Source organism: Variovorax sp. GW821-FHT09B01 (assembly GCF_059418345.1).
Genome location: NZ_JBWKPQ010000014.1, coordinates 105,364 through 131,504 on the forward strand (window position 1 = coordinate 105,364; position 26,141 = coordinate 131,504).

Here is a 26,141-nt window from a genome sequence, read left to right on the forward strand (position 1 = left end):
CAGAAGCCGCATCGGCTGCAACGCGCGAGAAAACGGTCCATCGCGGCGATCCCGCCTGCGCCCATAGCCCAGCTATGGGCTTGTCGGTATCACCACGCTGTCCTCGTTTTTCGCGCGTTTCGCTTCGATGCCTTCTGCCGCGCAGACTCCTAACGCCGTGCCTTGCCGGGCGCGGTCCAGCCCGACGGCAGGGCCGGCGCGCCCGCGACCAGCGCATCCCAGAGATGGCGCGACGCGTTCGTGTGATGGCGCGTGCGCGAACGTACGAGGCAGGCCTTGCGCTGCAGTTCGACGCAGTCGATCGGCACCGCGTCGTGCACCGCCAGGCTCGATGCGGCCGCGGCGTTGAGGATCGCGACCATGCCGCTCTCGCGTGCGGCGGCCACCAGGTCTTCGAGCGCATCCGATTCGAGCCGGACCTGCGGCTTGAGGCCCTGCGAGGCAAAGGCCGCGTCGAGCTCGCGGCGCATCATGTATTCGCTCGGCAGCAGCGCGAGCCTGCAGGGCGCGAGCTGCGCCAGCGTGAGCCGCCGCGCGCGCCGCGGCAGGGCGCCGACGGCGACGGCCCGCTCGACGAAGCACTGCGCGATCTCGAGGTCGGCATGGGGATGCGGATCGAAGCTCACCGCGAACTCGAAGTCGCCGCGCAGCACGCCTTCCTCGAGCGCGTGCGCGGTGCGCCGCCGCAGCGCGACGGACAGCGCGGGCCAGCGCGCCTGTGCCGCGCGCATCACCGGCACCACCCAGCAGGCGCCGTAGGACTGCACAAGTCCCACGCGCACCAGGCCCGAGATGGTGTCGGCCCGCTCGGGCACCTCGCGCAAGGCCGACTGCAGTTCGAGCAGGCTGCCCGCGATGCGGCGTTCGAGTTCATGCCCCGACAGCGTGGGGACCGCGCGGCCGCCGGTGCGGTCGAACAGCGGCACGCCCAGCACCTGCTCGAGCAGCGCGATCTGTTCCGACAACGCGGGCTGCGAGATCGAGCATTCGCGCGCCGCCTCGTTGAAGCTGGGCGCGCGCATCGCGGCGCTGAAGTAGCGCAGCTGCCGCAGCGAAACGAGCTCGAGGGGATCGCGTGCGCGCTGGGCGCGGCTGCTGGGGCGTGCGGTCATGGCGATCGGATTATCCGATGGGGTGTGCCGAAAAATGCGATTTGCCGTGGCCGGCGCATGCTCTGAAACTGCTTCCCAAGACGAGACATCAGGAAGCACCGATTCATGCAGCGACGAAATTTCCTCCAGGCCGGCGCGGCCCTTGCGATCCCCGGCCTTGCCGGCGCATCGCACGCACAGGCCTTTCCCAGCAAGCCGATCCGCATCGTCTGCCCGTACCCGGCCGGCGCCACCACCGACGCGATCTCGCGCCTGATGGCGCATGCGCTGCAGACGGAGAGCGGCGCCACGGTGCTCGTGGACAACCGCGGCGGCGCGGGCGGCAACATCGGCACCGAAGCCGTGGCGCGCGGCGAGGCCGACGGCCACACGCTGCTGCTCGCGGCGCTCGGCCCGATGGCGGCGAATGCCGCGCTCTATCCCAGGCTCAACTACGACCCGGCCAAGGACTTCGCGCCGCTGGCCTGGGCCGCGTCGGTGCCGCTGGTGATGGTGGCGCATCCCTCGTTCCCCGCGCCGAACCTGCGCGCGGCGCTCGAGGTGCTGCGCAAGGCGCCGGGCCGCTACTCCTACGCCTCGGCGGGCAACGGAACGCCGCAGCACCTGGCGGCCGAACTCTTCAAGCGCGAGGCGCAGGTGTCGATCCTGCACGTGCCGTACCGCGGCTCGGCGCCGGCGCTCAACGATCTGATGGGCGGCACCGTGCAACTGCTGTTCGAGGCCACGCCGGCGGTGCTGCAGCACATCGTATCGGGCCGGCTCAAGGCGCTTGCCGTGACCAGCCCCGCGCGCATCCCCGCGCTGCCCGAGGTCCCGACGCTCAAGGAGAGCGGCGTCGATGCGCAGATCGGCGGCTGGTACGGCTTCGTCGCGCCCGCGGCCACGCCGAGCGAACGCCAGGCCTGGTTGGTCGATCACATGCGCCGCGCGCTGGCGCAGAAGAACACGCGCGACAAGCTCGCGGAACTGGGATCGATCGCCGTCGACAGCTCGCCGCAGGCCTTCGCGCGGATGATGGCCGGCGAGCGCATCCGCTGGCAGCAACTGATCCGCGAGGCCGGCATCAAGCTGGATTGAGGTCGCGCGCCATGCCCCACATCGTTGTCGAGGCATCGCCTCCTCTGCTCGCGGCCATCGATTGGCCGCAGACCCTGCGGACGCTGCACCGCGCGCTCGCGGACAGCGGATCCGCCGCGCTCGGCGATCTGAAGTCGCGCGTGCAACCCATCGTGGCCGAACTCTGCGGCGACGAGCCCGGCGCGCAGCAACTGATCGCCACGCTGGTGCTCACGAATCCGCGCGCGAGCGAGGTGAGCCAGCGGATGGCCGACACCGCGTTCACGGTGCTGTCCCGCGCGGTCGAGGCGCTGTCGCCCGACCAATGGGTGCAGTGCTGCGTGTTCCTGCGCGAACACCCCAAGGCGAACTACTGGAAGCAGCAGTGGAACCCGCCGTCGAACCCCCACCATCCATGAAAGGGATCCTCCAGATGAACGCCAACCTCTCCATCGGCAGCCTCGAGCGCCGCAACATCCTGCGCGGCGGTGCGGGCACGGTGGCGGCTGCCGCGCTGTCCGGCCTCGCGGCCGGTGAAGCGCGGGCCCAGGCGCGGCCGCAGGCCACCGCCACGGCCGGCACCGGCCGCCACTGGCCGAACGGCGCGCGGCTCGTGATCTCGGTGTCGATGCAGTTCGAGTCGGGCGCGCAGAGCGAGCACGACAACGGCTCGCCGTTTCCGCCGATGGATGCGAAGTACCCGGACCTGCCGGCGCGCACCTGGTTCGAATACGGCGTGCGCGAAGGCATCCCGCGGCTGCTCGACCTGTGGGACCGGCATGGCGTGAAGGTGACTTCGCACATGACCGGCCAGGCCGTGGAGCGCAACCCGCAGCTCGCGCGCGAGATCGTGCAGCGCGGCCACGAAGCCGCCGCGCATGGCCAGACCTGGACCCCGCACTGGGACATCTCGCCCGAACAGGAGCGCGCCTCCTACCAGGCCAACATCGATGCGCTGGTCAAGGCCACCGGCACCCGTCCCGCGGGCTACAACGCGTTCTGGCTGCGCGGCACGCCACGCACGCTCGGCATCCTGCAGGAACTGGGCTTCACGTACCACATCGACGACCTCTCGGCCGACGAGCCGATGACGACGCAGGTCAACGGCAAGCCCTTCGCGGTCGTGCCCTACACGCTGCGCATGAACGACATCGCCCGCTTCGGCGCGGAGGGTCCGCTCACGGCCGCGGCCTTCGGCCAGGAGCTCAAGGACGAGTTCGACCAGCTCTATGCCGAGGCGACCGGCCGCCGGCGGATGATGTCGATCTCCACCCACGACCGCATCGGCGGCACGCCCGCGCGCGTGAAGGCGCTGGGCGAGTTCCTGGCCTATGCGAACAAGCACCCGGGCGTGGCCTTCGAGCGCAAGGACCGGATCGCGCAGTGGGCGCTGTCGATGTCGGGCGTGCCGAGCCGCACCTATTGAGCGGGAGCCTCGGCTCAGGGACTGAAGAGGAGCAGCCCGAAGATCGCGAACAGCGCCAGGTGCATCCAGCCCTGGACCGCCGAGGTCTTCTGGCCGTTGAAGCTCAGCATGCCCAGCGCCACGGTGGCGATGTAGAGCACCGTCTCCATGTTCGAGATGCCCATGATCACCTGCTTGCCGGTCACGAGGCCGATCACGAGCACGGCCGGCACCGTCAGTCCCACGGTGGAGACGAAGGCACCGAGGCACAGGTTGATGGCGCGCTGCATCTCGTTGTTCATCGCGGCCTTCACGGCCGTGATGGACTCGGGCGTGAACACGATGATGGCGATCAGGACGCCGCCCAGGGCGGTGGGCGCGCCCGCCGCCGCGATGCCGTAGTCGGTGACCACCGCGAGATGGTGGGCGAGCAGCACGATCGGCAGGATCAGCGCGATCAGCAGGGCCGAGCGCAGCACGAGGAACTTCGTGTCCGTCCGCGCGGGCTGGGGCAGCAGGCCGACGGCATGGCGGGCCAGGTCGGCATCGAGGCCCGGTGCGGGCTCCATGTAGAGCTTGCGATGGCTTCGCATCTGCAGGCCGAGGAAGGCCGCGTAGACCACGGCCGTGACCGCCGTGATGCCGATGGCCTGGAAGGTCGTGAACTCGCCCGCGCCGCTCAGGTACTTCGGCAGCACCAGCGCGATGCTGGCCAGCAGCACCACCATCGACAGGTACGACGCGGTGCCCTGCGCGTTGTAGCCCTGATGGCCGTTGCGGCCGTAGCCCGCGATCAGGCACAAGCCCATCACGAGGTTCATGATGATCATCATGACGGCGAAGATCGAGTCGCGGCCGATGGTGGGGAAGTCGCCCGGCCCCAGCAGCACGGAGGCGATCAGCACCACCTCGATCAGCACGATCGACAGCGTGAGGATCAGGGTGCCGTAGGGCTCGCCCAGCGCATGCGCGAGATGGTCGGCCTCCTTCACCACGCCGAAGGACGCGGCCAGGATCGTGACGAACAGCGCCGCGAACGCGATGCCCGCCGTGACCGGTGTCATCGAGGGGCCGAGCCAGCCGGCGCCGAAGACGGTGAATGCGCCGACGACGGCCCAGGCGGCGATCAGCAGCAGCCAGGTCGACGGCGGAACGGAAGGTTGGAGGGCAGCGCCCGGAGGCGGCAGTTTGCGAGGAGTGACCATGGTTGAACTTCAGCAGAAGCGCAGGGTCGTCCCCGAACGGTGATCGCGTCTTGGAGTCGTCCCCAAAGGCGAGCGCGGCAGGCGCGCTGGAGGCACTCTATCACAGGCAACACCGGGTGAAAGGCGCACCGTCCGCGGCCCAACGCCATCAAGTTGCGTTGCCGAGCGCAGGCTGCACCAGGGTGGCCATGAGGCCGTCCAGGCTCTTCTCGACGCGTTCCATGTCGAGCTTCGGCTCGCGCACCGCGCGAATCAACAGGCCCTCGACGAAGCATTCGAGCGTGAGGACGCGGATCCCGATCTCCTGCTCGCCCAAGGCCGCGCCGGACTTGCCGAGGAGATCGCTCAGCCAGGCCGCCAGCGATGTCCTGGCTTCTCCGTCCACCTTGGTGATCTGCTGCGCGATCGCTTCGTTGCGCGTGCTCTCGGCGCTCATCTCGAGGATCAGCGTGGCGCTCGGCACGTCGGGATCGCCCGCCAGCCAGCGGCGCAGGTATTCGCAGATGCGCGTGGTCACGACCTTCGGCGGCAGGCCCACCAGGTTCACCCCGTTGCCGGTGCTGATCTGCTGGTGCATGAGCGCGAGAACGATCTCTTCCTTGCTCGCGAAGTAGCGATAGATCAGCCCCGGGCTCATCTGCGCCGCTTCGCTGATGCGGGCGATGGTGCCCGCATGCAGCCCGTCCTCGATGAAGCACTCCCTGGCGGCCTTCAGGATCCTCTGTCGCTGCGACTCCGCCCGCAGTTCGCTCTTGGGGGACGAGCGCTTGGTCGTGCTATTCACTCGGGAATTCCTTGAGGGTGGTGTTGCATGAGGGGGTGGCGTCGACGTTCATGAAAGTCTTGAAAGTATAAACATTCATTCATGTTGTGAGGGGTGCCGGTCGCTGGCAAGGGGAATCGGCGCCATTCCCGGCACCGGACCGAGCCATCTTTCACGAAGAGGGACGTTGCCGACAATTTGATGACGCAGAAGCAAAGTATCGAGAACTAGTTCCGGTTTTCGCGTGAATGTTGTTGCTTTCCCCTAGGAATCAGGCGGACTGGGCCCTCCAGAAAGAGCCAGTAGGTTAACCTAAGAAAAAATGAATATTCACTCTCTTCAATGCAACAGATTCTGTCTGTTCAGCATGCGTCGAAAGGATTCAAGTGGTACAGGAAACAGGGATGAAGCAAGCGGGCGGTGCGCGCGATGAAAGTTCATCGCGCAACCGCATTCTTTCGGTGGCGGCCACGTGCTTCGCGCAGCGCGGCATCCGGGCCGTATCGATGGTCTGCATCTGCGATGCGGCCGAAACGAGTCCTGACGAGATTCGTCGCCACTTCGAGACCAAGGACGACATCGTGCTGGCCTTGCTCGACCGTCTGCAGGGGCTGGGGCTCGGCAGCCTGACGGAGCTCACCCCCGAGGCCGTGGCGGCCTTCGTTTGCGACCGGATGCGCTGCTGGCGCGCCACCGGCGCGGCGAACGCGGCATTCATGCTGGAAGCGGTCGCGGAGGGCGCACGCCGGGCGCGCGTGGCCGGCGCCAACGCGCAGGCCGTGATGCATGAACGCCAGGCGCTCGTCGCCTTGTTGCAGGCCCGCTTGCGCCAGACCAACCGCTCCTTGCCCGAGGCGGAGATTCGCGGCCGGGTGTTTGCGTTGCAATGCTTCGTCGAAGGCGTGGTGCTGCGCGCGTCGCGCGAGCCTGACATGGACCTCGATGTGGTCCGCGAAAGCGTCCGGCGCTTCGTGGCCGAGCTGGTCCCGAGCTCCGAATCGGCGGCGCCGGCGCCTGGAGCGTACGCATGAGCCCGACCACGAACGCCGGGCTCTCGAACCCGGGATCCATCTCCTCGCTGGCGCTGGTCTTCGGCGACGACCGCAACCGAGGTGCGTTGCGCGATGCGCTCGATTCGCAAGGGTTCGCCTCGGCGGCCTTCGATTCGGTGCAGAACCTGTGGGATTCGCTGTCCTCGGGCCGCCGCTACGACGCGCTGATCGCCTGTGCCGACAAGGCGTGGAGCCCGCGGCGCTGGGTCAACCTGCGCAGCATGGTGAAGCTGCCGATCCTCGTGGTCGTCTCGCGCGATGCCCTGGAGCTCGCGTCCACCTTCGACGACGAATCGATCAACGGCGAACGGATCGAGTTCGCCACGGCGCCGGTGGACGGTGCCGAGCTGGCCATGCGCCTGCGGCTGCTGCACTCGCGCAGGAACGGCACCAACGCGCCGCCGGTCGAGGAAGACCTGATCTGGGGCAGCTTCCATTTCAAGCGGCAGGCGCGCGTGGTGCTGGTCGATGGCGTGGAAGTCCGCCTGCAGCCACGCGAGTTCGAGGTGGCGCTGATCCTGTTCCAGAACCTCGGCAAGGTCATCGGCCGCGCGGAGATCGAAGCGCAGCTCTTCGACCGGCCCGCCAGTCCCGGTTCGCGGGTGCTCGACGTGCACGTGACCCGCGTGCGAAGAAAGCTTTCGCTGGGGCCGGAGAAGGGGGTGAGGCTGTTGACGATCTATGGGGTCGGCTACCGCCTGGTGGCCCTGAATCCCCCCTCGGAAGCGCGGTCAGGGTGACGGTATTGGTGTTTTGCAGACGCAGGAGACAGTATGTTTTGGCAGGGTTCCATCTCTCGTGGCTTTCATGGCGGTCATGCGCGCGCGTTGTCGCGCAAAGCCGAAATGCCCCAGAGCGACGAATGGAGTGTTTCGAGGCACCGCATCGAGATGGACTCCGAAGAAGAGCGCTGCGCTGAGCAGCCATTGCAGATTGCGCTGCTGGGCGACGATACGGCACAGGCCGAGGCGCTCGCCAGCTTGCTCGTGGACCTCGGCTATTCGATTCGCACCATGGCGCTCGACGTTCATTCCGTCGAGAAGGACGACACGGGAAATGCCGGCCTGTTCGTCCTCGACCTGCACCGTTTCTCCGCCGAGAAGGCCTGCCTGTTGATCGAGCGTATCCGTGCGCGGGTCGGTGTCTTGCCTCCCGTTCTGCTTCTGAGCACGGAACTCCGTGAAGACGTCATCGCCACCCTGTATGCGGCCGGTGTCGACGATGTCCTGCCGAGGCCCGCGCATCGCTCCGTGTTCGCGGCGCGCATCCAGGCGCTGGCCCGGCGCGCCTATCCGCACCTCGAGCTCCCCAGCGATGTATTGCGCGTGGGTGTCTATGCCATCGACCTTCCCGCCCGTCATCTCTGCCTGTACGGCCAGCCGGTCAAGTTGTCGCGTCGGGAGTTCGATCTGGCGCTGTATCTGTTCCGCAATGTCGGCAAGCTCGTCACGCGAACCATGCTCGAAAAGGCCATCTGGGGCCGGGAACTCGGTATCGATTCCAAAACGCTCGACACGCATATCTACCGATTGCGCGTCAAGCTGAAATTGCAGCCTGAGAACGGGGCGCAATTGGCAAGCGTCTATGCGCAGGGATTCCGACTGGTGCGTGTCGTGACATCGAGTGGCGATCGATCGCAGTCCGAATTGCCAGTCATACCTTAGTTGCAATATTGAACAATTGTCAAAGTTCAATTTTTGACGTGTTTTTCCTGAATAGACTTCGCTCCGCCATCTCGGCACTGGTCTCTTAATCTATCAATCTAATTCCCTAGGAAATACAAATGAATCAATTCACGGTCGCAAAGATCGTCGCTGTCGCCGCGTTGGGTGTCGCCGCCCAGAGCGCTTTCGCGATCGATGGCACTGTCAACTTCAAAGGCAAGATCATCGAGGCGCCTTGCTCCATCGCTGGCGAGAGCAAGAACCAGAACGTGGAACTGGGCACCATTTCCACCGCCTACATGGCCACCGCGGACGGCACCAAGTCCACGCCGGTGCCCTTCGTGATCAAGCTGATGAACTGCGGCGAAACGGCCACCGGCGCCACGGTGACGTTCAGCGGACCGCCCCATGCCGACAACTCCGCGTATCTGGCCGTCGGCCTGGGCGAAACCGACCCGGCGGTCGGCGTCGGCATCGAAGTGCTCGACTCCGCCGGCAGCCAGATCGCGAACAACGCGGCGTCCGCCAACTACAGCCTGGGCAAGGGCGACTTCTCGCTGCAGTTCAAGGCTGGCTACGTGACGACCAAGAAGGACACCGTCAAGAGCGGTTCGGCCAACGCCGTCGCGAACTTCACGATCGCCTACAAGTAAATCCGGAACCCGTTCGGCGGCAGCCGGATGGGATGTTCCAACCGGATACGGCCCGCTCCTTCACGGGCCATTTTTCCCTCTTCTTCTTTCTTCTTCTTGGCGCCGGACCGGCTCGCCGCGCACATGAGGCGCGTCACGCTCCGCCTGGGCCGCGCATCGGGGAATTCCATGCTTTTCAAAAACGCGCTGCGCTCGGCAGGTGTCACATTGATGGTGGTCGGCTTGCTGGGTGCGCATATCGCGCCGGCCGATGCCGCCGTCATGCTCGGTGGTACCCGCGTCATCCTCCACGAGAAAGACCGCGAAGCATCGATCTCGATGAAGAACGAAAGCGGTTCGCCGTATGTCGTGCAAGCCTGGATCGATGCCGGCGAAGGCAAGAACAAGACACCTTTCCTGGTCACGCCGCCTCTTTCGCGGCTGGACCCCGGCGTGGAAAACATTCTGCGCGTACTGCGCACATCCAAGGATCTTCCCGCCGACCGCGAATCGGCGTTCTGGCTCAACGTGAAGGAGATTCCCGAGAAGGCGCAGGAAGACAACGTGCTGCAGATCGCGGTGCGCACGCGCATCAAGCTGTTCTATCGGCCCACGGCCCTGCGGGATAGCGATCCGGCGGCCGCCCGGAACCGGTTGAAGTGGGCCATCGTGGCGGGGCAGGACGGCAAGGGCGCCGCATTGAAGATCGTCAACCCGACGCCCTATCACGTCACCTTCACCTATCTCCATATCAATGGAAATCAGCAGGAGATCATTCCCGACATGTTGCCGCCGATGGAGGAGCGCATCTATCCGCTGAACAGCATCACGGAACCGCAGGCTGTTTCCGTGAAGTTCACCACGATCAACGACTTCGGAGGCCAGACCCCTCAGGAAAGCGTCCGCGTTCCCGCGGCGAACGAGCCCGTGGAACTCCAGCCTCAAGCCGCGGCAACCGACAAGCGGCCATGACGTCACGGAGATGAATGTCGTGAGTGCCTCCGTCCACCCTCGAAATGTTCGAAAGCACGCGCTTTCGGCCATTGCGCTCGCGCTCGTGACACACGCCGGCCATGCGCAGAAGCCGAAGGAAAGCATCTTCAACGAGAAATTCCTGACCATCAACGGCGATCAGGCGAACGCCGATCTTTCGATGTTCTCGTTCGGCAACCAGGTGATGCCCGGCGTCTACATGGTCGAAATCATCCGCAATGGCGCCCCGCTGAGCAAGGTGGAGGTCCGCTTCGATGCGGTGGAAGGCAAGCGCGATGCCGTGCCCTGCCTCACGGTGGACCTGCTGCGCAGCTCGGGCGTGAACGTGGAGGTCTTCTCCAGCCTGTCGACGCTGCCGCCCGAAAGCTGCGTCGACCTGAACGCCGCGGTGCCGGAGGCCACGGCCACCTACGACGCGGGCCAGCAGCGGCTGCTGCTGAGCATTCCCCAGGCGGCCCTGAAGCGCTCGGCTCGGGGCGCGGTCGAGCCGTCGAAATGGGACCATGGCATCAGTGCCGCCATGCTGGACTATCAGCTCAGCGTGTCGCGCAACCATGGATCGAACAGCCTCTCCTATCGAGGGCCGACCTCGACCGGCGCCTTCGGCGGCGAGAAGGTCGAGCGCAACACGTTCTACGCCTCGGTGCTGGGAGGGTTCAACCTCGGCGATTGGCGTTTTCGCCACCGCTCCAACTACGACCGCGGCTTCGATGCCAAAGGGCGCTGGCAGGCCGTCCAGACGTACGCGCAGCGCGATCTTCCTTCGATCGGCGGCCAGCTGCTGATCGGCGATGGCTTCACATCGGCCGAGCTGTTCGACGGCTTCCAGTTCCGAGGCGTGCAGGTGGCCTCGGACACCGCCATGCTGCCGGACAGCCTGCAAGGCTATGCGCCCACCATCCGGGGCGTGGCGCAGACCAATGCCCGCGTCACGGTGAAGCAGAACGGCTACATCATCTACAACACCTATGTCGCGCCCGGCCCGTTCGCGCTGGACGACCTGTACCCGACTTCATCGGGGGGTGACCTGGAGGTGACGATCACCGAGGCCGATGGTCGCGAGACGCGCTACATCCAGGCCTTCGCCGCCGTGCCCACGCTGCTGCGCGAAGGCACGTGGCGCTACAGCGCCACCGCGGGCCAGTTCCGCAGCGGTGACGAGCGCTACAGAGGCAACGCCGAGCGCCCCTATTTCGTCCAGGGCACGCTGGCGCGAGGCTTGCCGAAGGATTTCTCCGTCTATGGCGGCGCCACGCTGTCGCGCGGCTATCAGGCCGGGATGGTCGGCACGGGCAAGAACATGTATGGCTTCGGCGCGGTGTCACTGGACCTCACGCATGCGCGTACCGAGGGGCAGGGCGACCAGACCCTCAGCGGCCAGTCGCTGCGGGCCCTGTATTCCAAGACGATCGATGACACGGGCACCACGTTTCGCATGGCCGGCTACCGTTATTCGACGAGCGGCTTCCGGACCTTTTCCGAATCGGTCGAGATGCGCTATGCAGCGGAGAACCAGTTGCCCTTCTTCAATCGGCGCAGCGAGGTGCGGCTGGACCTGGCGCAGCCCTTGGGAGAGTGGGGCTCGTTCTACGCGTCGGCCCGGCAGCAGAGCTACTGGGGCAGCGACCGCAAGGACAAGCTCGTGCAGGTCGGCTATTCCGGCAGCTACGGGCGGGTGGGATACAACATCTTCTACAGCCAGGTCTCCAACCTCCGGGGACCGGCCAATCGCCAGGTCATGCTGACGCTGTCGATTCCGCTCGGATCGAACGTCAATGCGAGCTACGCCGTCTCGCGCAACAACCAGGGCCGTGTCACCCATCAGGCGGGGGTTTCCGGCAGCGCATGGGACGACTTCCGCCTGACCTACGGCCTGACGGTGGACCGCTCCAACGAGGACGGATCGAATGGCAGCGCGAACCTGAACTACAAGGGACGCAGCGGCCAGGTGAACCTGAGCCACAGCCAGGGCCAGGGCTATGGCCAGACCAATATCAGCGTGGCGGGCGGCCTGGTGGCGCATGGCGAAGGCGTGACCTTGTCGCAGCCCCTGGGCGAAACCATCGCGCTCGTGCGCGTTCCCAAGGCCTCGGGCGTGGGCATCGAGTCGCAGTCCGGCGTGAGCACCGACGGCTCGGGCCATGCCGTCGTGCCCAACCTCACGCCCTATAGAAACAACCGCCTTGCATTGCTGACGCAGGACCTGGACGACAAGGTCGAAGTCAAGCATGCCGCGCGCGAGGTCGTGCCCACGCGAGGCGCCGTGGTGCTGGCGCCGTACGAGACCTCGGTCGGCTATCGGCTGATGTTGACGCTGACCAATCCGCAAGGCCGGCCGCTCCCCTTCGGCGCGCGCATCGACAACGAGGCGGGGCAGGAAGTGGGCGTGGTCGGGCCCGAGGGCCAGGCCTACGTGACCGGCGCGGGTGAGACGGGCACCTTGAAAGTCATCTGGGGCGACCGTGCCGGCGCGCAATGTCAGGTCAGCTATCGCGTACCTGCTCAGGACGTTGCGGCGCCCATCCACGAAATGAAGGAGATCTGCCGATGAGCGCGCTTTATCGTTGCTTTCTCGGGTTCGGTGTTCTGGCGGGGTTGAGCATCGCGTCGGGCAGTGCGTTCGCGAACTGCGAATACAGCACCAACATGAACAAAGGCGCACGCACGTTCAATGTGTCAGGAACGACCACCGCATTGCGGACGGCAAAGGTCGGTGAGACCATTTTGAGCAGCAATGTCATCAAGTTTTCAAGCTATCCATTCTGGATTGGTCAGTGCAATAAAACGGCCGCGGGCGTTCGTGCCGTGCTTTCACCGCTTCGGGGCGCACTGGTGCCTGGACTGTCTCCCCCGACGTACTCGACCAATATCGACGGCATCGGCTACAGAGTGAAGATAGCGGGAAGCAATATCGATCTCAATGACACCTACACCGGAAATTGGCCGACCACTACGTCATCCGTTTATATCGGATGGACAGGAGTGATCATCGATTTGGTCAAGACGGCGCCAGTCGTCGGAAACGGGTTAATTGCTGCCGGCGAATATGCTCGTTTTCATACAAGGGGGGACTCTACGCAGCAGTGGTTCACCGCGAACATCGGCACCGTGAGGATCCTCGCGCCCACCTGCCAGATCACCACGGCGACGCAGAACCAGACGGTCTCGCTGGGGGATGTGCGAATGAATCGCTTCTCGGGCGTGGGCAGCACGGCGGCGGAAAAAACTTTCAATATCGGCGTGGCTTGCGATGTGTCGGAGCATCAGCAGGGCAATACCGTGTCTCTGATCCTCGAAGGGACGGCGGATCCGTCGGAAAAGCCTGGCGTGCTCCAGCTCTCTTCCGATGCCGACAAGGTCGCCGTCGGCGTGGGTATACAGATACTCGACGGCAAGACCAACACGCCGGTGAAATTCGGCGAGCCTGTCGCGATCGGCAATTCCGCGGCTGGCACGATCGATATGCCGTTCAAGGCGCGCTACTACCAGACGGCCAAGGACATCGTCCCCGGTCAGGCCGACGGCATGGTCACGTTGACGCTGGCCTACAAGTAAGCAGGGGCGGCCGGCTCGCGCGGCAACTTCACAGCTGATCCGTCGGCACGAACCACGAGAACAGCAGCAGCTGCAGCCGCGTCAGCATGCTCGAATCGGGCTCGCTGTCGAGCACCTCGTTGTTGACGTCCCCCGTGCCGATCCACTGCACGTTCTCGCCATCGGGCTTGAGCACGACGCGGTAGACGCCCTCGATGTCGTCGAGCTGATAGGCATAGAGCAGGGCCTGGGTCAGGTCGAAGCTGCGCACGCGCACGCCGAACTCGGTGTTGAGCAGGGCCGAGCGCGGGTCGAGGTTCATGGAGCCCAGCATCACCCATTCGCGGTCGATCAGCGCGAGCTTGGCATGCAGCCGGCCGCGCGCCTTCTTCAGCAGGTCGCGGAACTGGCCGCTGCGCTTGAGCTGCTGGGTGCTGACTTCGTAGAGCTCCACGCCGAGCTTGAGCATGTCGACGCGGTAGCGGTTGTAGTTGATGTTGACCAGCGGCTCGTCGCTGTCGGCCAGCGAGTTGGTGATCACGCTGACCTGCACGCCGCGCCGGCGGCCTTCGCGGATGCGTGCCATGCCTTCGTCGCCCGGGATGAAGTAGGGCGAGATCACGAGCACGCTCGAGCGCGCGGTGGCGGCCAGTTCGTGGAAGCGCTGCGCCACCGATTCGGTGGGGTGACGCATCACGCCCAGCGCCTTGTTCGGGCTGTCGGCGCTGGCGTGCGCATCGGCGCGCATCCATTGCAGGGTAGGGATGTTCAGCAGTTGCAGGCCCAGCGGCGGATCGCCGAGCACATCGCCGTCGCCCGGCGGATCGGGCCAGGGCGCGAAGCGCAACGAGGTGGCGGTTTCGAAATCGGCCTTCAACACGGCGGACGTGCGGTGGTTGATGGCCACGGTCTCGATCGGATAGACGACGTCGCTGTTCCAGTAGGTGTCGAAGACCGCGGCCGATTCGGCCACCACCGGGCCGGCCATCAGCAGTTCGAAGTCGATGAAGTTGGCGACTTCGCTGCGCAGGAAGTATTCGTCGGCGAGGTTGCGCCCGCCCGCGATGGCGATGGCGCCATCGGCCACGAACAGCTTGTTGTGCATGCGGTGGTTGAGCCGCCGGAAGTCGCCGAGGAACTCCATCCAGCGCGTGGCCGAGTGGTCGCGCGCATTCACGAAGGGGTTGAACAGCCGCACCGAGGCGTTCGACTCGGCCGCCAGGCCGAGCAGCAGCGGGTCCATGCCGGAGGTATAGAAGTCGTCGAGCAGGAGCCGCACGCGCACGCCGCGGCGCGCGGCATCGCGCAGTTCGCGCAGCAGCAGGCGGCCGGTCTTGTCGTTGCCGAGCTGGTAGGTCTGCACGTCGAGCGAGCTCTGCGCGCGGCGGATCAGTTCGAGCCGCGCATCGAGCGCGAACGAGGCCTCGATCAGCGGCCGCACGCTCGAGAGTCCATCGCGCGGCGCATCGAGATGGGCCGCGGCGCGGCCGAGCAGGGTGGCATTGGAGGCCGGGATGGCGAGCACCGGCGTGTCGGCGGCCCGCGGCGGCAGGCCGGCACAGCCCGCAAGCACGAAGGCGGTCGCCAGCGCGAGCAGCCATGCCGCGGCGCCGCGCAGGGCGAGGAACCGGGAGGCGAGGGTGGTGTGCATGACGGCGGACGCGCGAATGTTGCAGGGGCGGCGGACGAAGCTTGACGGGACTATCCCGCGCCTGGCGCGCGCCGATGCTAGCTGTGTTGCGCCGAAACCACGAGTCACAAGATAAAGCGGCACCCCTTGGACCCACCCGGATTTGGCGGAAATGTGAATTATTCCGTTTTAGAATGAGAATGGTTCTTAATATCTAGAGGAGTGGAGTCGGAATGGCGGTCTTGTTGACGCAGCGCAATGCCTTGGCGCTGATGGGGTGTCTGGCGATCTACGCGAACCAGCAGGTGCTGGCGCAAACGGCCGCCACGACGGCATTGCCCGAAATCCGGGTCGAGGCCCCGGCCGAAACGGCGACCACGCCGGTGAACGGCTACCGCGCGAGGAATGCGGCGACCGCCACCAAGACCGACACGCCGCTGGCCGAGACGCCGCAGTCGGTGACGGTGGTGACCCGCGACCAGATCCTGGACCAGGGCGCCACCAACCTGCAGGATGCGCTCACTTACGCGGCCGGCGTGCGCTCCGATGCCTACGGCCTGGACTCGCGCTCCGACAGCTTCCTGGTGCGCGGCAGCGATGCCTCGGTCTACCTCGACGGGCTGCAGCTCTTCTCCGCGGGCTGGTACACCGCGACCGCGCGGCCCGATCCCTACACGCTCGAGCGCCTCGAGGTGCTGCGCGGCCCGTCGGGCATGCTGTTCGGCGCCGGCACGGCCGGCGGCGTGATCAACATGGTCAGCAAGCGGCCGCAGACGCAGGCCGCGCGCGAAGTGGGCGTGCAGTTCGGCTCCTGGGGCCGCAAGCAGATCCAGGCCGACCTGACCGGCCCGCTGACGGCCGACGGCGACTGGTCGTACCGCCTGGTGGCGCTGCAGCGCAAGGCCGACACGCAGGTCGACTACGTGCCCGACGACCGCACGCTGGTCATGCCCTCGCTGACCTGGCGCCCGAGCGCCGCCACCTCGCTGACCCTGCAGGGCCTCTATCAGAAGGACAAGACCGGCAGCACCTCGCAGTTCCTGCCGTGGCAGGGCACGATCCTGCCGAACGTCAACGGCAAGCTGCCCGTGAGCCGCTTCATCGGCGAGCCCGGCGACGGCTACGACACCGAGCGCAAGACCTTCGGCTGGCTGTTCGAGCACCAGTTCAACGACCACTGGTCCTTCCGGCAGAACTTCCGGATGTCGCGCACCTACAACGACTCGCACTACCACTATGCGGACTTCTTCTCCATCCCCGGCGGCTGGGGCATGGACCCGATCGGCCAGCGCGTGATCGGCCGCATCAACGACAAGTCGCTGACCTGGACCCGCATGACGGGCATCGACAACCACGTCGAGGGCCACTTCGACACCGGCGCGCTGCGCCACACGCTGCTGGTGGGCGCCGAATATTCGCGCCAGCGCCAGGACAAGTACGAAGGCTCGGCCTACAGCGCCATCGACGCCTACACCCCGGTCTACGGCCTGGGCTACGTGCCGGTGACCGACCTGAGCTGGAAGCCCCGTACCACGCAGCGCAATGCCGGCGTGTACCTGCAGGACCAGATGAAGCTCGACAACTGGATCTTCGTCGCGGGCCTGCGCTACGACCGCAGCACGGCCGGCACCGAAGGCAGTGCCTCGGAGACCACCACCGCCACCTCGCGCCGGCTCGGCGTGATGTACACGCTGCCCTCGGGCTGGGCGCCCTACCTGAGCTACACCGAGTCGTTCACGCCGCAGGCCGGCACCGACGTCAACGGCCGGCTGTTCAAGCCGCTGCGCGGCGAGCAGGTCGAGGCCGGCGTCAAGTACCAGCCCGCAGGTTCGCCGACCAGCTTCACGGCCTCGGTCTTTTCGCTCAAGGAAAAGAACCGCACCGTCTCCGACAGCACCAACCCGAACTACGGCCGCCAGGTCGATTCGAGCAAGAACAAGGGCCTCGAGCTCGAGCTCAAGACCACGCTCGCGCGCGACCTCGACCTGATCGCCAACTACACCTACATCGAGGTCGATCCCAAGCTCACCGACACGCCGCGCAACCAGCTCTCGGTGTGGGGCAAGTACCGCTTTGCCGTCGGCGGCATCACGGGCTTCTCGGCCGGCGCCGGCGTGCGCTACATGAGCGGCTTCCGCGACATCGAAAGCACGGGCGCGGGCCCGCGCGTGCCGTCGGTCGCGCTGCTCGACCTGATGCTGGCCTACGAGTCGGACAAGTGGCGCTATGCGCTGAACATCAACAACGTGACCGACAAGATCTACTTCAGCACCTGTCTGGCCCGCGGCGACTGCTGGTACGGCACGCGCCGCAACGTGGTCGCCACCGCGACCTACAAGTTCTGAGGTTTTTCGAGCCGCCGCCACACCGAGCCTCGGGGACAATTCCGCCATGTCGATGAACAGCCGAAAGATCAAGACCTGGGCCTGGGTGCACAAGTGGAGCAGCCTCGTGTGCACGGTCTTCATGCTGCTGCTGTGCCTGACGGGATTGCCGCTGATCTTCCACCACGAGATCGGCCACCTGCTGGGCACCGAGGTCGAGGCGCCGAAGATGCCCGCGGGCACGCCGCGCGTGAGCCTCGACCGCGTGCTCGAGGTGGCGCGCGCGCAGCACCCCGACCGCGTGGTGCAGTTCGCCTCGCAGCCCGAGGACGACGACGGCCTGTGGTTCGTCACGCTCACGCCCACGCCCGCGCCCACCGACGACTTCAAGTCGGTCGCGGTCGATGCGCGCACCGGGGTCATCCTCGCGCAGCCGAAGTTCGACGAGGGCTTCATGTACGTGATGTTCAAGCTGCACGTCGACCTGTTCGCGGGCCTGCCGGGCAAGCTGTTCCTCGGCTTCATGGGCTTCCTGCTGCTGGTGGCGATCGTCTCGGGCGTGGTGCTGTATTCGCCGTTCATGCGCAAGCTCGACTTCGGCACGGTGCGCCGCGAGAAGCGGCCGCGCCTCAAGTGGCTCGACCTGCACAACCTGCTGGGCATCGTCACGCTGGTGTGGCTGTTCGTGGTCGGCGCCACCGGCATGATCAACACCTGGGCCGACCTGGTGATCAAGTACTGGCAGTACGACCAGCTCACCACGCTGCTGGCGCCCTACAAGAACGAGCCCGTGGTCGCCGTGAGCGAGCGCGGCTCGGTGCAGCGCTCCTACGAGGCGGCGATGCAGCAGGCGCCCGGCAACCGGCTGTCGTTCATCGCCTTCCCGGGCACCTCGTTCTCGAGCCCGCACCACACCACCTTCTTCCTGCAGGGCAAGGAGCCTTTCACCTCGAAGCTGCTGCAGCCGGTGCTGGTCGATGCGAAGACCGCGCAGGTCACGGCGGCGCCGAAGCTGCCCTGGTACCTCACGGCGCTGCTGGTGTCGCAGCCGCTGCACTTCGGCGACTACGGCGGCATGCCGATGCAGATCCTCTGGGCGCTGCTCGACATCGCGACCATCATCGTGCTGGGCAGCGGCCTGTACCTGTGGCTCAAGCGCGGGAACACCGTGCCCGCGGCGGCATCCAGGGCGGCCGCCGAACGTCCGCAGCGCGAGGAGGGCGGCGCACCGCAGGCCGATCCTGCGCCCGCATTGAAAGTCTGAGCCCATGACCGCAGCAAAGCATCCGCAGCACCACGGCTTCTGGCGTCTCTGGGGTTGGCCGATCGTCCTCGGCCTGCTCACGGCCTTCGGCCTGATCTCGGCGCTGTTCAGCGACGGCGGGCTCGGCGACGTCCTGGCCTGGATCACGCTCGGCATTCCGGTGGCGGTGGGCGCGTGGTACGGCTGGCGCCGTCCGCGCCCGGCCAGCGAGTAGCGCATCGCATCGGTGTGCGCATGGCGCGCGCCACGGTGAGAAACCCCGAGGCTCCGCGTCGGCGCGACACCGCAGAATCGGTGGCATGAAACCCGTTGCCGCCGCTGCCGTCGCCTGTCTCCTGCTCGATCTCTCCACGGCCTCGCGCGCACAGTCTGCGACCGAAACACCGTCGCCGTTCGCGGGCGCTTCGTTGCGCGAGATCACCGTCTCCACGCCGCGCGGCGAGGTCGCGCCCTTCAACGTGCCGGGCTCGGTCGATCGCGTCGACGGCGAGTCCATGCGCGACGGCCGCCTCGGCGTGAACCTGTCCGAGAGCCTGGGCGCGGTGCCCGGGCTGCAGGTGCAGAACCGGCTCAACTACGCGCAGGACCTGCAGCTGTCGATCCGCGGCTTCGGCGCGCGCTCGACCTTCGGCGTGCGCGGCGTGCGGCTCTACGTCGACGGCATTCCCGCCACCTTGCCCGACGGCCAGGGCCAGACCTCGAACATCGACATCGGCTCGCTCGACCGCATCGAGATCCTGCGCGGTCCGTTCTCGGCGCTCTATGGCAACTCCTCGGGCGGCGTGCTGCAGGCCTTCACCGCCTCGGGCGAGGGCCGGCCGAAGCTGTCCTACTCGGCGGCGGGAGGCAGCAACGGCACCTGGCGCCAGTCGCTGCAGGCCAGCGGTTCGCAGGGCGCCATCGACTACCTGCTCGGTGCCAGCCGCTTCCAGACCGACGGCTGGCGCGAGCACAGCGCCGCGCGGCGCGACATCGCCAACGGCAAGCTCGGCATCGCGCTCGACAACGGCGACCGGCTCACGCTGGTCGTCAACAGCGTGCGCATCGATGCGCAGGACCCGCTGGGCCTCACGGCCGACCAGTACGCGCTGGCGCCACGGCTCGCGCCGCTGGCCGTGCAGTACGACACCCGCAAGACCGTCGAGCAGACGCAGGCCGGGCTGCTCTACGAGCGCCGCCTGAGCCAGACGCAGCAACTGCGCCTGATGGTCTACGGCGGCGAGCGCAAGACCACGCAGTACCAGTCGATCCCGCCCTCGGCGCAGCAGAACCCGCTGCATGCGGGCGGCGTGATCGACCTCACGCGCCAGTACGGCGGCCTCGACCTGCGCTGGACCGGTGCCTTCACCCTGGCGGATCGTCCCTTCGAGCTGGTGGCGGGCCTGGGCTACGACAGCCTGCGCGAATGGCGGCGCGGCTACGAGAACTACCTCGGCAGCGGCGCGGCGCAGATCCTCGGCGTGCAGGGGCGGCTGCGGCGCTACGAGCGCAACGAGGTCTGGAACCTCGATCCCTATGCGCAGGCCAGCTGGCGCTTCGCCGAGCGCTGGACGCTCGAGGCCGGCCTGCGGCGCAGCAGCGTGCACTTCGATTCGGGCGACCGCTACATCGTCGGCAGCAACCGCGACGACAGCGGCAGCGCGCGCTATGCCAAGACCCTGCCCGTGGCCTCGCTGCGCTTCCAGGCCACACGCGACATCGCGCTCTACGGCTCCATCGGCCGCGGCTTCGAGACGCCGACGCTCAACGAGTTGTCGTACCGCGCGGGCGGCGCGAGCGGGCTCAACTTCGCGCTGCGACCCTCGGTCAACGACAGCCTCGAGCTCGGCGCCAAGGCGCGGCTCGGTGGCGGGCTGCTGACCGCGGCGCTGTTTCGCACCCGCACGCGCGACGAGATCGTGACCGACACCAACCTCGGCGGCCGCGCCACCTTCCAGAACGCGGGCCGCACGCGGCGCAACGGCTTCGAGCTGGCCTGGCAGCACGAGACCGAGAACCACTGGCGCACGCAACTGGCCTACACCTGGCTCGACGCCACCTACCGCGATGCCTTCTGCTCGCCCTCGCCGTGCGCGGCCGCCAACACGGTGGCCGCGGGCAACCGCATTCCGGGCATCGCGCGGCAGTCGCTGTTCGCCTCGTTGGGCTGGGTGCCGCCCGAAGGCTGGCGCGCGGGCGTGGAGATGCGCGCGCTGGGCCGCATCCAGGCCAACGACCTCAACAGCGCGAGCGCGCCCGGCTATGCGGTCGCGGCGGCCTATGCCGGCTACCTCAAGAAGTGGGAGCGCTGGGAGTTCAACGCCTTCGCGCGCGTGGACAACCTGTTCGACCGGCGCTATGCCGGCTCGGTCATCGTCAACGAAGGCAATGCGCGCTATTTCGAGCCCGCGCCGGGCCGCAACTGGACGGTGGGCATGAGCGGTTCGTACCGCTTCTGAGCCTGCGGGCCGCCATGAAAAACGGCGGGCACTGCCCGCCGTCGCGATGGATGGCCAAGCGCCTCAGAAGGCCGCGGGCCGCCATTTCAGCAGCCGCTTCTCGAGCGAGCTCAGCAGGAAGTCGGCCGCCAGCGCGACCACCGCGAGCACGATCATCGCCGCGAACACGCCGCTGGCATTGAAGGCGCCCTGCGCGGTCGAGATCAGGAGGCCGATGCCTTCCTTGGCGCCGAGGAACTCGCCGACCACCGCGCCGACCAGCGCGAAGCCGAAGCTCACGTGCAGGCTCGCGAGGATCCACGACATCGCCGACGGAATCACCACCGCCATCGTGAGCTGGCGCGGCGAGGCGCCGAGGATCTGCGCGTTCGCGATCATGTACTTGTCGGCCTCGCGCACGCCCTGGAAGGCATTGCCGAAGACCACGAAGAACACCATCACCACCGCGAGCGCCACCTTCGAGGCCATGCCCAGGCCGAGCGCGATCACGAAGATCGAGCCGAGCACCACGCGCGGGATCGAGTTGGCGATCTGGATGTAGAGGCTGAACACGTCCGACAGCAGCTTGTTGCGTCCGAGCACGATGCCGCAGATCACGCCGGCGATGGAGCCGATCAGGAAGCCGATCACCGTTTCCTCGAGCGTCACCGCGACCTGCATCCACAGCGACCCCTGGGCCGTGCCGTCGCGCATCCATTCCACGAGCTGGTCGTAGATCATGGTGGGCATCGAATAGAAGAAGGGGTCGATCCACTTCAGGCGCGCCGCGATCTCCCAGCCGCCGAGCGCGACCACCAGCACGACCAGCCGCAGCGCGATGATCATGCGGCGACGGCCGCGGATGGCCGCCTGCGCTATCTCGGATTCGCGCGCGAGCGCGGCGTCGCTGAGGGCCGAGGGAAGTTGCGCGGCGGCAGGTGTGTGGGTGGAGGAGCTCATGGCGGCGTGGGAGGGTGTGACAGCGTTGTTCATTGGATGACGACCTCTTCGCGCAGGTCGTCCCAGATGTGCTTGGACAGTTCGATGAACTGCGCGTCGTAGCGCACCTGCGCCATCACGCGCGGTCGCGGCAGGTCGATCTCGTAGACGCGCTTGAGCGTGGCGGGCCGCGCCGAGAGCACGAACACGCGGTCGGCCAGCGCGATCGCCTCCTCGAGGTCGTGGGTCACGAAGACCACGCTGCCGCCGTTGTTCGACCACAGCTGCAGCAGTTCGTCCTGCATCAGCGTGCGGGTCTGCATGTCGAGCGCGGAGAAGGGCTCGTCCATCAGCAGGATCTCGGGGTCGTTGATGAAGGTCTGGGCCAGCGCCACGCGCTTGCGCATGCCGCCCGAGAGCTGGTGCGGGTAGTGCTTGCCGAATTTGGCCAGGCCCACGCGGTGGATCCACTGTTGCGCGAGCTCCATCGCTTCCTTCTTCGGCTTGCCGCGGAAGATCGGGCCGGCCGCCACGTTGTCCTCCACGCTGCGCCACGGGAACACCGCGTCGGCCTGGAACACGAAGCCGATGCGCGGATCGACGCCGGTCACGGGCTGGCCCATCACGCGCACGTTGCCGACGGTGGGCTTGAGCAGCCCGGTGATCATGTTGAGCGTGGTCGACTTGCCGCAGCCCGTGGGCCCGACGATGGCGACGAACTCGCCGCGCGCCACCGACATGCTGAAGTTGCGCAGCGCGACCGTGGCGTTGCCGTCCTGCGAGATGAAGCGCAGCGACACGTCGTCGAAGTCGATCGCGGAGGTGGTCGCGACGTTGCCGCCGCCGGGAGAGGGAGTGCCGTGGCGCATGGTCATTTCGCCGCCGCGAGGTAGGCGTTGCTGTAGGTCTTCGACAGGTCGATGTTCTTGCTCTTCACGAGCGGCTTGTAGGTGGCCAGCACCTTGAGCACGGTCTCGGGGCCGCCCGCGGGCATCTTCGCGTCGGCCGTGAACATCGGCAGCGAGGCCTTGAGCGCCTGCACGTAGAGCGCCTTGTCGTTGCCGTAATAGTCGCGCGGCACCTTCTCGGCGATCTCCTCGGCGCTGTGCGACTGGATGTACTGCATGGTGCGCGCGAAGGCACGCGCCAGCTTGCCGGCCTCGGCCTTGTGCGACTCGGCCCAGGTGTTCTGCACGTAGAGGCTGGCGGCCGGATAGAGGCCGCCGAGCGCCTTCACCGTGTCGGCCTCGGTGCGCAGGTCGACCAGCACCTGCGCATCGCCGCTCTTGACCATCTGCGACACCGTGGGCTCGGTCGTCATGCCGGCCTGGATGCGGTCCTGCTTCATCGCGGCGATGAAGGTGTTGCCCGCGCCCACGGGCAGCAGCGAGTAGTCCTTCGAGGCCACGCCCGCGCGGTCGGCGAGGTAGCGCGTGAGGAAGTCGGTGGACGAGCCCAGGCCGGTCACGCCCAGGGTCTTGCCGCCCTTGGCGTCGGCCATGCTCTTGAAGCCGGCCGCGGCGGCCTTGGTGCTGACCAGCTCGACCTCGCCCGGCACCTTGCAGAAGACGGCGATCGCCTGGATCTCCTTGCCCTTGCTCTGCAGGTCGATGGTGTGGTCGTAGAAGCCGACCACGCCCTGCACGGCGCCGGCGATCAGCTGGTTCTCGGCGTCGACGCCCGCGGGCTGCGACTGCAGCTCGACGTTCAGGCCCTCGTCCTTGAAGTAGCCCAGCGCCTCGGTGAGCTTGGCCGGCAGGTAGATGATCTTGTTGATGCCGCCCACCATGATGGTGATGGGGGCGTCGCCGGCCTGGGCGAAAGGCGTGGCGAAGGCGGCGCAGAGGGCGGCGGCGAGCAGGGTGCGGCGGGTGGCGGACATGGGGTCGGGTGTCTCCGGTCGAGGTTGTTCGGTCGGGCCAGTCTAGGAATCGCCATCCTTCGGCCAGCTTTCAGCGCCGCGCGCGATTCCTCATGGTTATCCCTAGGCCCGTGCCCTGGCCGCCACCCTTCCTAGAATCCACGGCCACTCCCGCCGACCGCATGAAGCTGCTGCTGATCGAAGACAACCCGCAACTCGCGCACTGGCTTTCCAGCCTGCTGCGCGAACAGGACTTCGTGGTCGACCACGTCGCCAACGGCGAGGCCGCGGACCTGCAGCTGGCCCAGGCCGGCTACGACGTGGTGCTGCTCGACCTGAACATCCCGGGCCTGCCGGGCAAGGCCGTGCTGCGCCGGCTGCGCGAGCGCGGCGACACGGTGCCGGTGATCATCCTCACGGCCACCGCCTCGCTCGACCAGAAGGTGCTGTGCCTGGAGATCGGCGCCGACGACTACCTGGTGAAGCCCTTCGAGATCCGCGAGCTGGTGGCACGCATCAAGGTGCTGGTGCGCCGGCAGATGCCGGGCAAGGCCAACGACATCGCCTGCGGCGACCTGCGCTACGACCTGCGCACGCGTCAGTTCGCGCTGGCCGGCGAGGAGCTGGCGCTGCCGCCGCGCGAGCGCACGCTGCTCGAGACCCTGATGCTCAAGGCCGGCAGCACGGTGTCGAAGCAGGCGCTGATCGACGCCATCTTCGGCCTCGACGACGAGCCCAGCGCGGACGCGGTGGACATCTACATCCATCGCCTGCGCAAGAAGCTCGAGGCCAGCCAGGCCACCATCATCACGCTGCGCGGCGTGGGCTACCTGCTGCGCACGCGCCAGGAAGAATGAAGAAGCGCTCCAGCCTGCGCCTGCGCCTCGCGCTGTGGCTGCTGCTGCCGCTGTCGCTGTTCGTCGCGCTGTGCGGCTGGCTCAACTGGCGCAACGCCGCCGGCGTGGCCGACTACGTGCAGGACCATGACCTGCTGTCCTCGGCCAAGGTGCTGTCGGACCGGCTGATCTGGGAGGACGACGACGTGCAGGCCAGCGTGCCGCCGTCGGCGCTGAGCCTGTTCGTCTCGCCCGAGCACGACCGGGTTTTTCTCAGCGTGACGGGCGCCAACGGCGAGGTGCTGGCCGGCTCGGCCGACTTCCCGCTGCCCGCGCGGCGCAAGCCCGAGGGCGTCGACCGCGCCCAGTGGTACGACACGGAATTCGCGGGCCTGCCGCTGCGCGCGGTCGTCACCACGCGCTCGATGTACGAGGTCGGCGGCGCGCGCGACATCACCATCGCCGTCGGCAAGACCGAGCGCAGCCGCGACCACATGCTGCGCACGCTCTGGTGGCCGTCGATGGAGTACCTGCTGATCGCGCTGGCGCTGGCCATCGCGCTCGCCGTGGCGGCGTTGACGCTGGAGCTGCGGCCCATCGTGCGGTTGAGCCAGCAGCTCGCGCAGCGCGACCCGCTGCATCTGGACCTGGTGGTGGATCCCGGCGCGCTGCACTCCGAGCTGCGGCCGGTGGCCGACACCATCAACCGCTTCGTCGCGCAGCTGCGCGCGCACTCGGAGGCGCAGCGGCGCTTCATCGCCGACGCGGCGCACCAGCTGCGCACGCCGCTGGCGATGCAGGCCTCGCAGATCGAGTACGCGCGCTACACGCGCCAGCACCGCGGCGAGTGGGACACGCGCCGGGCCGACATGGACGCGATGTGGCTCGCGATGCAGACCAGCAACCGGCGGCTGGTCGACGTCACCAACAAGCTGCTGCTGCTCGCGCAGGCCGAGCATGGCGATGCGCACACGCGGCTCGAGCGGGTCGACCTGGCCGCGGTGGCGCTGCGTTGCGTCGAGCAGCTCGCGGCGCTGGCGGACCGGCGCCGCATCGACCTGGGGCTGGAGGCGTGGGGCACGGCCTTCGTGCGGGCGCAGCCGGCGCTGCTCGATGCGCTGGTCACGAACCTGCTCGACAACGCGCTGCGCTACACGCAGGAGGGCGGCCGGGTGACGCTAGGCGTGGGCGTAGACGAGGCCGCGGACGCGGTCGTGCTGAGCGTGGAGGACAACGGCCCCGGCATTCCCGCCGAGGCGCGCGAGCGCGTGTTCGAGCGCTTCTACCGGGTGGCGCAGGACAGCGAGGGAACGGGGCTGGGGCTGGCCATCGTGCGCGAGATCGCGCGGGCCTTCGATGCCGACGTGGACCTGGCAGCCAACCCGCGCGAGGCGAGCGGGCTGCTGGTCACGGTGCGTTTTTCGTCGGCTGGGCCGGCGGAAAACGCGGGGTAG

General features: G+C 67.3%; 23 protein-coding genes. 16 read left to right on the plus strand and 7 right to left on the minus strand.

Annotated features, from left to right (window positions below; translation table 11 throughout):
• Positions 1–149 precede the first annotated feature (149 nt).
• Entirely contained in the window at positions 150–1,112 is a 963-nt protein-coding gene (locus AC07RV_RS30180; protein WP_296783158.1) for a LysR family transcriptional regulator, read from the minus strand.
• A gap of 105 nt (positions 1,113–1,217) precedes the next feature.
• Here AC07RV_RS30180 and AC07RV_RS30185 point away from each other — a divergent pair, with 105 nt between their 5' ends.
• The 3 genes from AC07RV_RS30185 to AC07RV_RS30195 are packed head-to-tail and all read left to right on the plus strand — an operon-like array spanning position 1,218 to position 3,594.
• The gene (locus tag AC07RV_RS30185; RefSeq protein WP_296783156.1) at positions 1,218–2,189 is read left to right on the plus strand and encodes a Bug family tripartite tricarboxylate transporter substrate binding protein; all 972 of its coding nucleotides are present in this window, start codon (positions 1,218–1,220) and stop codon (positions 2,187–2,189) included.
• A gap of 11 nt (positions 2,190–2,200) precedes the next feature.
• The gene (locus AC07RV_RS30190; protein WP_296783153.1) at positions 2,201–2,587 is read left to right on the plus strand and encodes a 5-carboxymethyl-2-hydroxymuconate Delta-isomerase; all 387 of its coding nucleotides are present in this window, start codon (positions 2,201–2,203) and stop codon (positions 2,585–2,587) included.
• Positions 2,584–3,594: a polysaccharide deacetylase family protein gene (locus AC07RV_RS30195; protein WP_296783151.1), complete on the plus strand. Its 1,011-nt coding sequence runs from the start codon at positions 2,584–2,586 to the stop codon at positions 3,592–3,594. The genes AC07RV_RS30190 and AC07RV_RS30195 overlap by 4 nt, the downstream gene beginning before the upstream one ends.
• Before the next feature lie 14 nt (positions 3,595–3,608).
• On the opposite strand, the gene AC07RV_RS30200 is transcribed toward AC07RV_RS30195, so the two are convergent.
• Positions 3,609–4,778 (minus strand): calcium:cation antiporter, encoded by a 1,170-nt coding sequence (locus AC07RV_RS30200; RefSeq protein ID WP_296783150.1) that lies wholly within the window; start codon positions 4,776–4,778, stop codon positions 3,609–3,611.
• A 148-nt stretch (positions 4,779–4,926) separates the two neighbouring features.
• Complete coding sequence (locus AC07RV_RS30205; protein WP_296783146.1) at positions 4,927–5,562, minus strand: TetR/AcrR family transcriptional regulator; 636 nt, start codon at positions 5,560–5,562, stop codon at positions 4,927–4,929.
• Between the two features lie 383 nt (positions 5,563–5,945).
• Between AC07RV_RS30205 and AC07RV_RS30210 the strand changes: the two genes are divergently transcribed.
• The 7 genes from AC07RV_RS30210 (at position 5,946) to AC07RV_RS30240 (ending at position 13,437) form a co-directional block, all read left to right on the plus strand.
• Complete coding sequence (locus AC07RV_RS30210) at positions 5,946–6,572, plus strand: TetR/AcrR family transcriptional regulator (protein ID WP_296783143.1); 627 nt, start codon at positions 5,946–5,948, stop codon at positions 6,570–6,572.
• Positions 6,569–7,333, plus strand: a complete 765-nt coding sequence (locus AC07RV_RS30215; RefSeq protein WP_093352100.1) for a winged helix-turn-helix transcriptional regulator — start codon at positions 6,569–6,571, stop codon at positions 7,331–7,333. Before AC07RV_RS30210 ends, AC07RV_RS30215 begins: the two co-directional genes overlap by 4 nt.
• Before the next feature lie 150 nt (positions 7,334–7,483).
• Entirely contained in the window at positions 7,484–8,257 is a 774-nt protein-coding gene (locus AC07RV_RS30220) for a response regulator transcription factor (RefSeq protein ID WP_296783139.1), read from the plus strand.
• Between the two features lie 119 nt (positions 8,258–8,376).
• Entirely contained in the window at positions 8,377–8,910 is a 534-nt protein-coding gene (locus AC07RV_RS30225; protein WP_296783135.1) for a fimbrial protein, read from the plus strand.
• Positions 8,911–9,033: 123 nt separating this feature from the next.
• Positions 9,034–9,861, plus strand: coding sequence for a fimbrial biogenesis chaperone (locus tag AC07RV_RS30230; RefSeq protein WP_296783132.1), 828 nt, complete (start codon positions 9,034–9,036; stop codon positions 9,859–9,861).
• Positions 9,862–9,871: 10 nt separating this feature from the next.
• Positions 9,872–12,433: a fimbria/pilus outer membrane usher protein gene (locus AC07RV_RS30235; RefSeq protein WP_444813656.1), complete on the plus strand. Its 2,562-nt coding sequence runs from the start codon at positions 9,872–9,874 to the stop codon at positions 12,431–12,433.
• On the plus strand, positions 12,430–13,437 hold the full coding sequence (locus AC07RV_RS30240) for a fimbrial protein (RefSeq protein WP_296783126.1): 1,008 nt from the start codon (positions 12,430–12,432) through the stop codon (positions 13,435–13,437). The genes AC07RV_RS30235 and AC07RV_RS30240 overlap by 4 nt, the downstream gene beginning before the upstream one ends.
• Before the next feature lie 28 nt (positions 13,438–13,465).
• Here AC07RV_RS30240 and AC07RV_RS30245 read toward each other — a convergent pair whose 3' ends face one another.
• The gene (locus AC07RV_RS30245) at positions 13,466–15,067 is read right to left on the minus strand and encodes a phospholipase D-like domain-containing protein (protein ID WP_296783121.1); all 1,602 of its coding nucleotides are present in this window, start codon (positions 15,065–15,067) and stop codon (positions 13,466–13,468) included.
• 212 nt (positions 15,068–15,279) lie between these two features.
• Here AC07RV_RS30245 and AC07RV_RS30250 point away from each other — a divergent pair, with 212 nt between their 5' ends.
• The 4 genes from AC07RV_RS30250 to AC07RV_RS30265 all read left to right on the plus strand — a co-directional run bounded on the left by AC07RV_RS30250 (position 15,280) and on the right by AC07RV_RS30265 (position 21,072).
• Positions 15,280–17,391, plus strand: coding sequence for a TonB-dependent siderophore receptor (locus AC07RV_RS30250; protein WP_296783117.1), 2,112 nt, complete (start codon positions 15,280–15,282; stop codon positions 17,389–17,391).
• Between the two features lie 52 nt (positions 17,392–17,443).
• A complete protein-coding gene (locus AC07RV_RS30255; RefSeq protein WP_296783235.1) occupies positions 17,444–18,634 on the plus strand; it encodes a PepSY-associated TM helix domain-containing protein in 1,191 nt (396 codons plus the stop codon).
• Positions 18,635–18,638: 4 nt separating this feature from the next.
• The gene (locus AC07RV_RS30260; protein ID WP_296783115.1) at positions 18,639–18,848 is read left to right on the plus strand and encodes a hypothetical protein; all 210 of its coding nucleotides are present in this window, start codon (positions 18,639–18,641) and stop codon (positions 18,846–18,848) included.
• A gap of 85 nt (positions 18,849–18,933) precedes the next feature.
• A complete protein-coding gene (locus AC07RV_RS30265; protein WP_296783112.1) occupies positions 18,934–21,072 on the plus strand; it encodes a TonB-dependent receptor domain-containing protein in 2,139 nt (712 codons plus the stop codon).
• Positions 21,073–21,135: 63 nt separating this feature from the next.
• Here AC07RV_RS30265 and AC07RV_RS30270 read toward each other — a convergent pair whose 3' ends face one another.
• Genes AC07RV_RS30270 through AC07RV_RS30280 form a run of 3 tightly spaced genes read right to left on the minus strand, consistent with a single transcriptional unit; the run spans position 21,136 to position 23,872 of the window.
• Entirely contained in the window at positions 21,136–22,011 is an 876-nt protein-coding gene (locus AC07RV_RS30270) for an ABC transporter permease (protein WP_093352075.1), read from the minus strand.
• A gap of 29 nt (positions 22,012–22,040) precedes the next feature.
• Positions 22,041–22,859: an ABC transporter ATP-binding protein gene (locus tag AC07RV_RS30275; RefSeq protein ID WP_296783107.1), complete on the minus strand. Its 819-nt coding sequence runs from the start codon at positions 22,857–22,859 to the stop codon at positions 22,041–22,043.
• A 2-nt stretch (positions 22,860–22,861) separates the two neighbouring features.
• Complete coding sequence (locus tag AC07RV_RS30280; RefSeq protein ID WP_296783104.1) at positions 22,862–23,872, minus strand: ABC transporter substrate-binding protein; 1,011 nt, start codon at positions 23,870–23,872, stop codon at positions 22,862–22,864.
• Between the two features lie 161 nt (positions 23,873–24,033).
• On the opposite strand from AC07RV_RS30280, the gene AC07RV_RS30285 reads away from it, so the two are divergent.
• Both AC07RV_RS30285 and AC07RV_RS30290 read left to right on the plus strand, forming a co-directional pair.
• A complete protein-coding gene (locus AC07RV_RS30285) occupies positions 24,034–24,708 on the plus strand; it encodes a response regulator transcription factor (RefSeq protein ID WP_057596005.1) in 675 nt (224 codons plus the stop codon).
• On the plus strand, positions 24,705–26,141 hold the full coding sequence (locus AC07RV_RS30290) for a sensor histidine kinase (RefSeq protein ID WP_296783100.1): 1,437 nt from the start codon (positions 24,705–24,707) through the stop codon (positions 26,139–26,141). Before AC07RV_RS30285 ends, AC07RV_RS30290 begins: the two co-directional genes overlap by 4 nt.

Coding starts and splice junctions, on each gene's coding strand:
- AC07RV_RS30285 (WP_057596005.1), top strand. CDS start 24,034: ATGAAGCTGCTGCTGATCGAAGACAACCCGCAACTCGCGCACTGGCTT.
- AC07RV_RS30265 (WP_296783112.1), top strand. CDS start 18,934: ATGAAACCCGTTGCCGCCGCTGCCGTCGCCTGTCTCCTGCTCGATCTC.
- AC07RV_RS30225 (WP_296783135.1), top strand. CDS start 8,377: ATGAATCAATTCACGGTCGCAAAGATCGTCGCTGTCGCCGCGTTGGGT.
- AC07RV_RS30235 (WP_444813656.1), top strand. CDS start 9,872: ATGAATGTCGTGAGTGCCTCCGTCCACCCTCGAAATGTTCGAAAGCAC.
- AC07RV_RS30215 (WP_093352100.1), top strand. CDS start 6,569: ATGAGCCCGACCACGAACGCCGGGCTCTCGAACCCGGGATCCATCTCC.
- AC07RV_RS30290 (WP_296783100.1), top strand. CDS start 24,705: ATGAAGAAGCGCTCCAGCCTGCGCCTGCGCCTCGCGCTGTGGCTGCTG.
- AC07RV_RS30230 (WP_296783132.1), top strand. CDS start 9,034: ATGAGGCGCGTCACGCTCCGCCTGGGCCGCGCATCGGGGAATTCCATG.
- AC07RV_RS30190 (WP_296783153.1), top strand. CDS start 2,201: ATGCCCCACATCGTTGTCGAGGCATCGCCTCCTCTGCTCGCGGCCATC.
- AC07RV_RS30195 (WP_296783151.1), top strand. CDS start 2,584: ATGAAAGGGATCCTCCAGATGAACGCCAACCTCTCCATCGGCAGCCTC.
- AC07RV_RS30180 (WP_296783158.1), bottom strand. CDS start 1,112: ATGACCGCACGCCCCAGCAGCCGCGCCCAGCGCGCACGCGATCCCCTC.
- AC07RV_RS30220 (WP_296783139.1), top strand. CDS start 7,484: ATGGACTCCGAAGAAGAGCGCTGCGCTGAGCAGCCATTGCAGATTGCG.
- AC07RV_RS30280 (WP_296783104.1), bottom strand. CDS start 23,872: ATGTCCGCCACCCGCCGCACCCTGCTCGCCGCCGCCCTCTGCGCCGCC.
- AC07RV_RS30245 (WP_296783121.1), bottom strand. CDS start 15,067: ATGCACACCACCCTCGCCTCCCGGTTCCTCGCCCTGCGCGGCGCCGCG.
- AC07RV_RS30275 (WP_296783107.1), bottom strand. CDS start 22,859: ATGCGCCACGGCACTCCCTCTCCCGGCGGCGGCAACGTCGCGACCACC.
- AC07RV_RS30270 (WP_093352075.1), bottom strand. CDS start 22,011: ATGAGCTCCTCCACCCACACACCTGCCGCCGCGCAACTTCCCTCGGCC.
- AC07RV_RS30255 (WP_296783235.1), top strand. CDS start 17,444: ATGAACAGCCGAAAGATCAAGACCTGGGCCTGGGTGCACAAGTGGAGC.
- AC07RV_RS30185 (WP_296783156.1), top strand. CDS start 1,218: ATGCAGCGACGAAATTTCCTCCAGGCCGGCGCGGCCCTTGCGATCCCC.
- AC07RV_RS30240 (WP_296783126.1), top strand. CDS start 12,430: ATGAGCGCGCTTTATCGTTGCTTTCTCGGGTTCGGTGTTCTGGCGGGG.
- AC07RV_RS30250 (WP_296783117.1), top strand. CDS start 15,280: ATGGCGGTCTTGTTGACGCAGCGCAATGCCTTGGCGCTGATGGGGTGT.
- AC07RV_RS30200 (WP_296783150.1), bottom strand. CDS start 4,778: ATGGTCACTCCTCGCAAACTGCCGCCTCCGGGCGCTGCCCTCCAACCT.
- AC07RV_RS30210 (WP_296783143.1), top strand. CDS start 5,946: ATGAAGCAAGCGGGCGGTGCGCGCGATGAAAGTTCATCGCGCAACCGC.
- AC07RV_RS30260 (WP_296783115.1), top strand. CDS start 18,639: ATGACCGCAGCAAAGCATCCGCAGCACCACGGCTTCTGGCGTCTCTGG.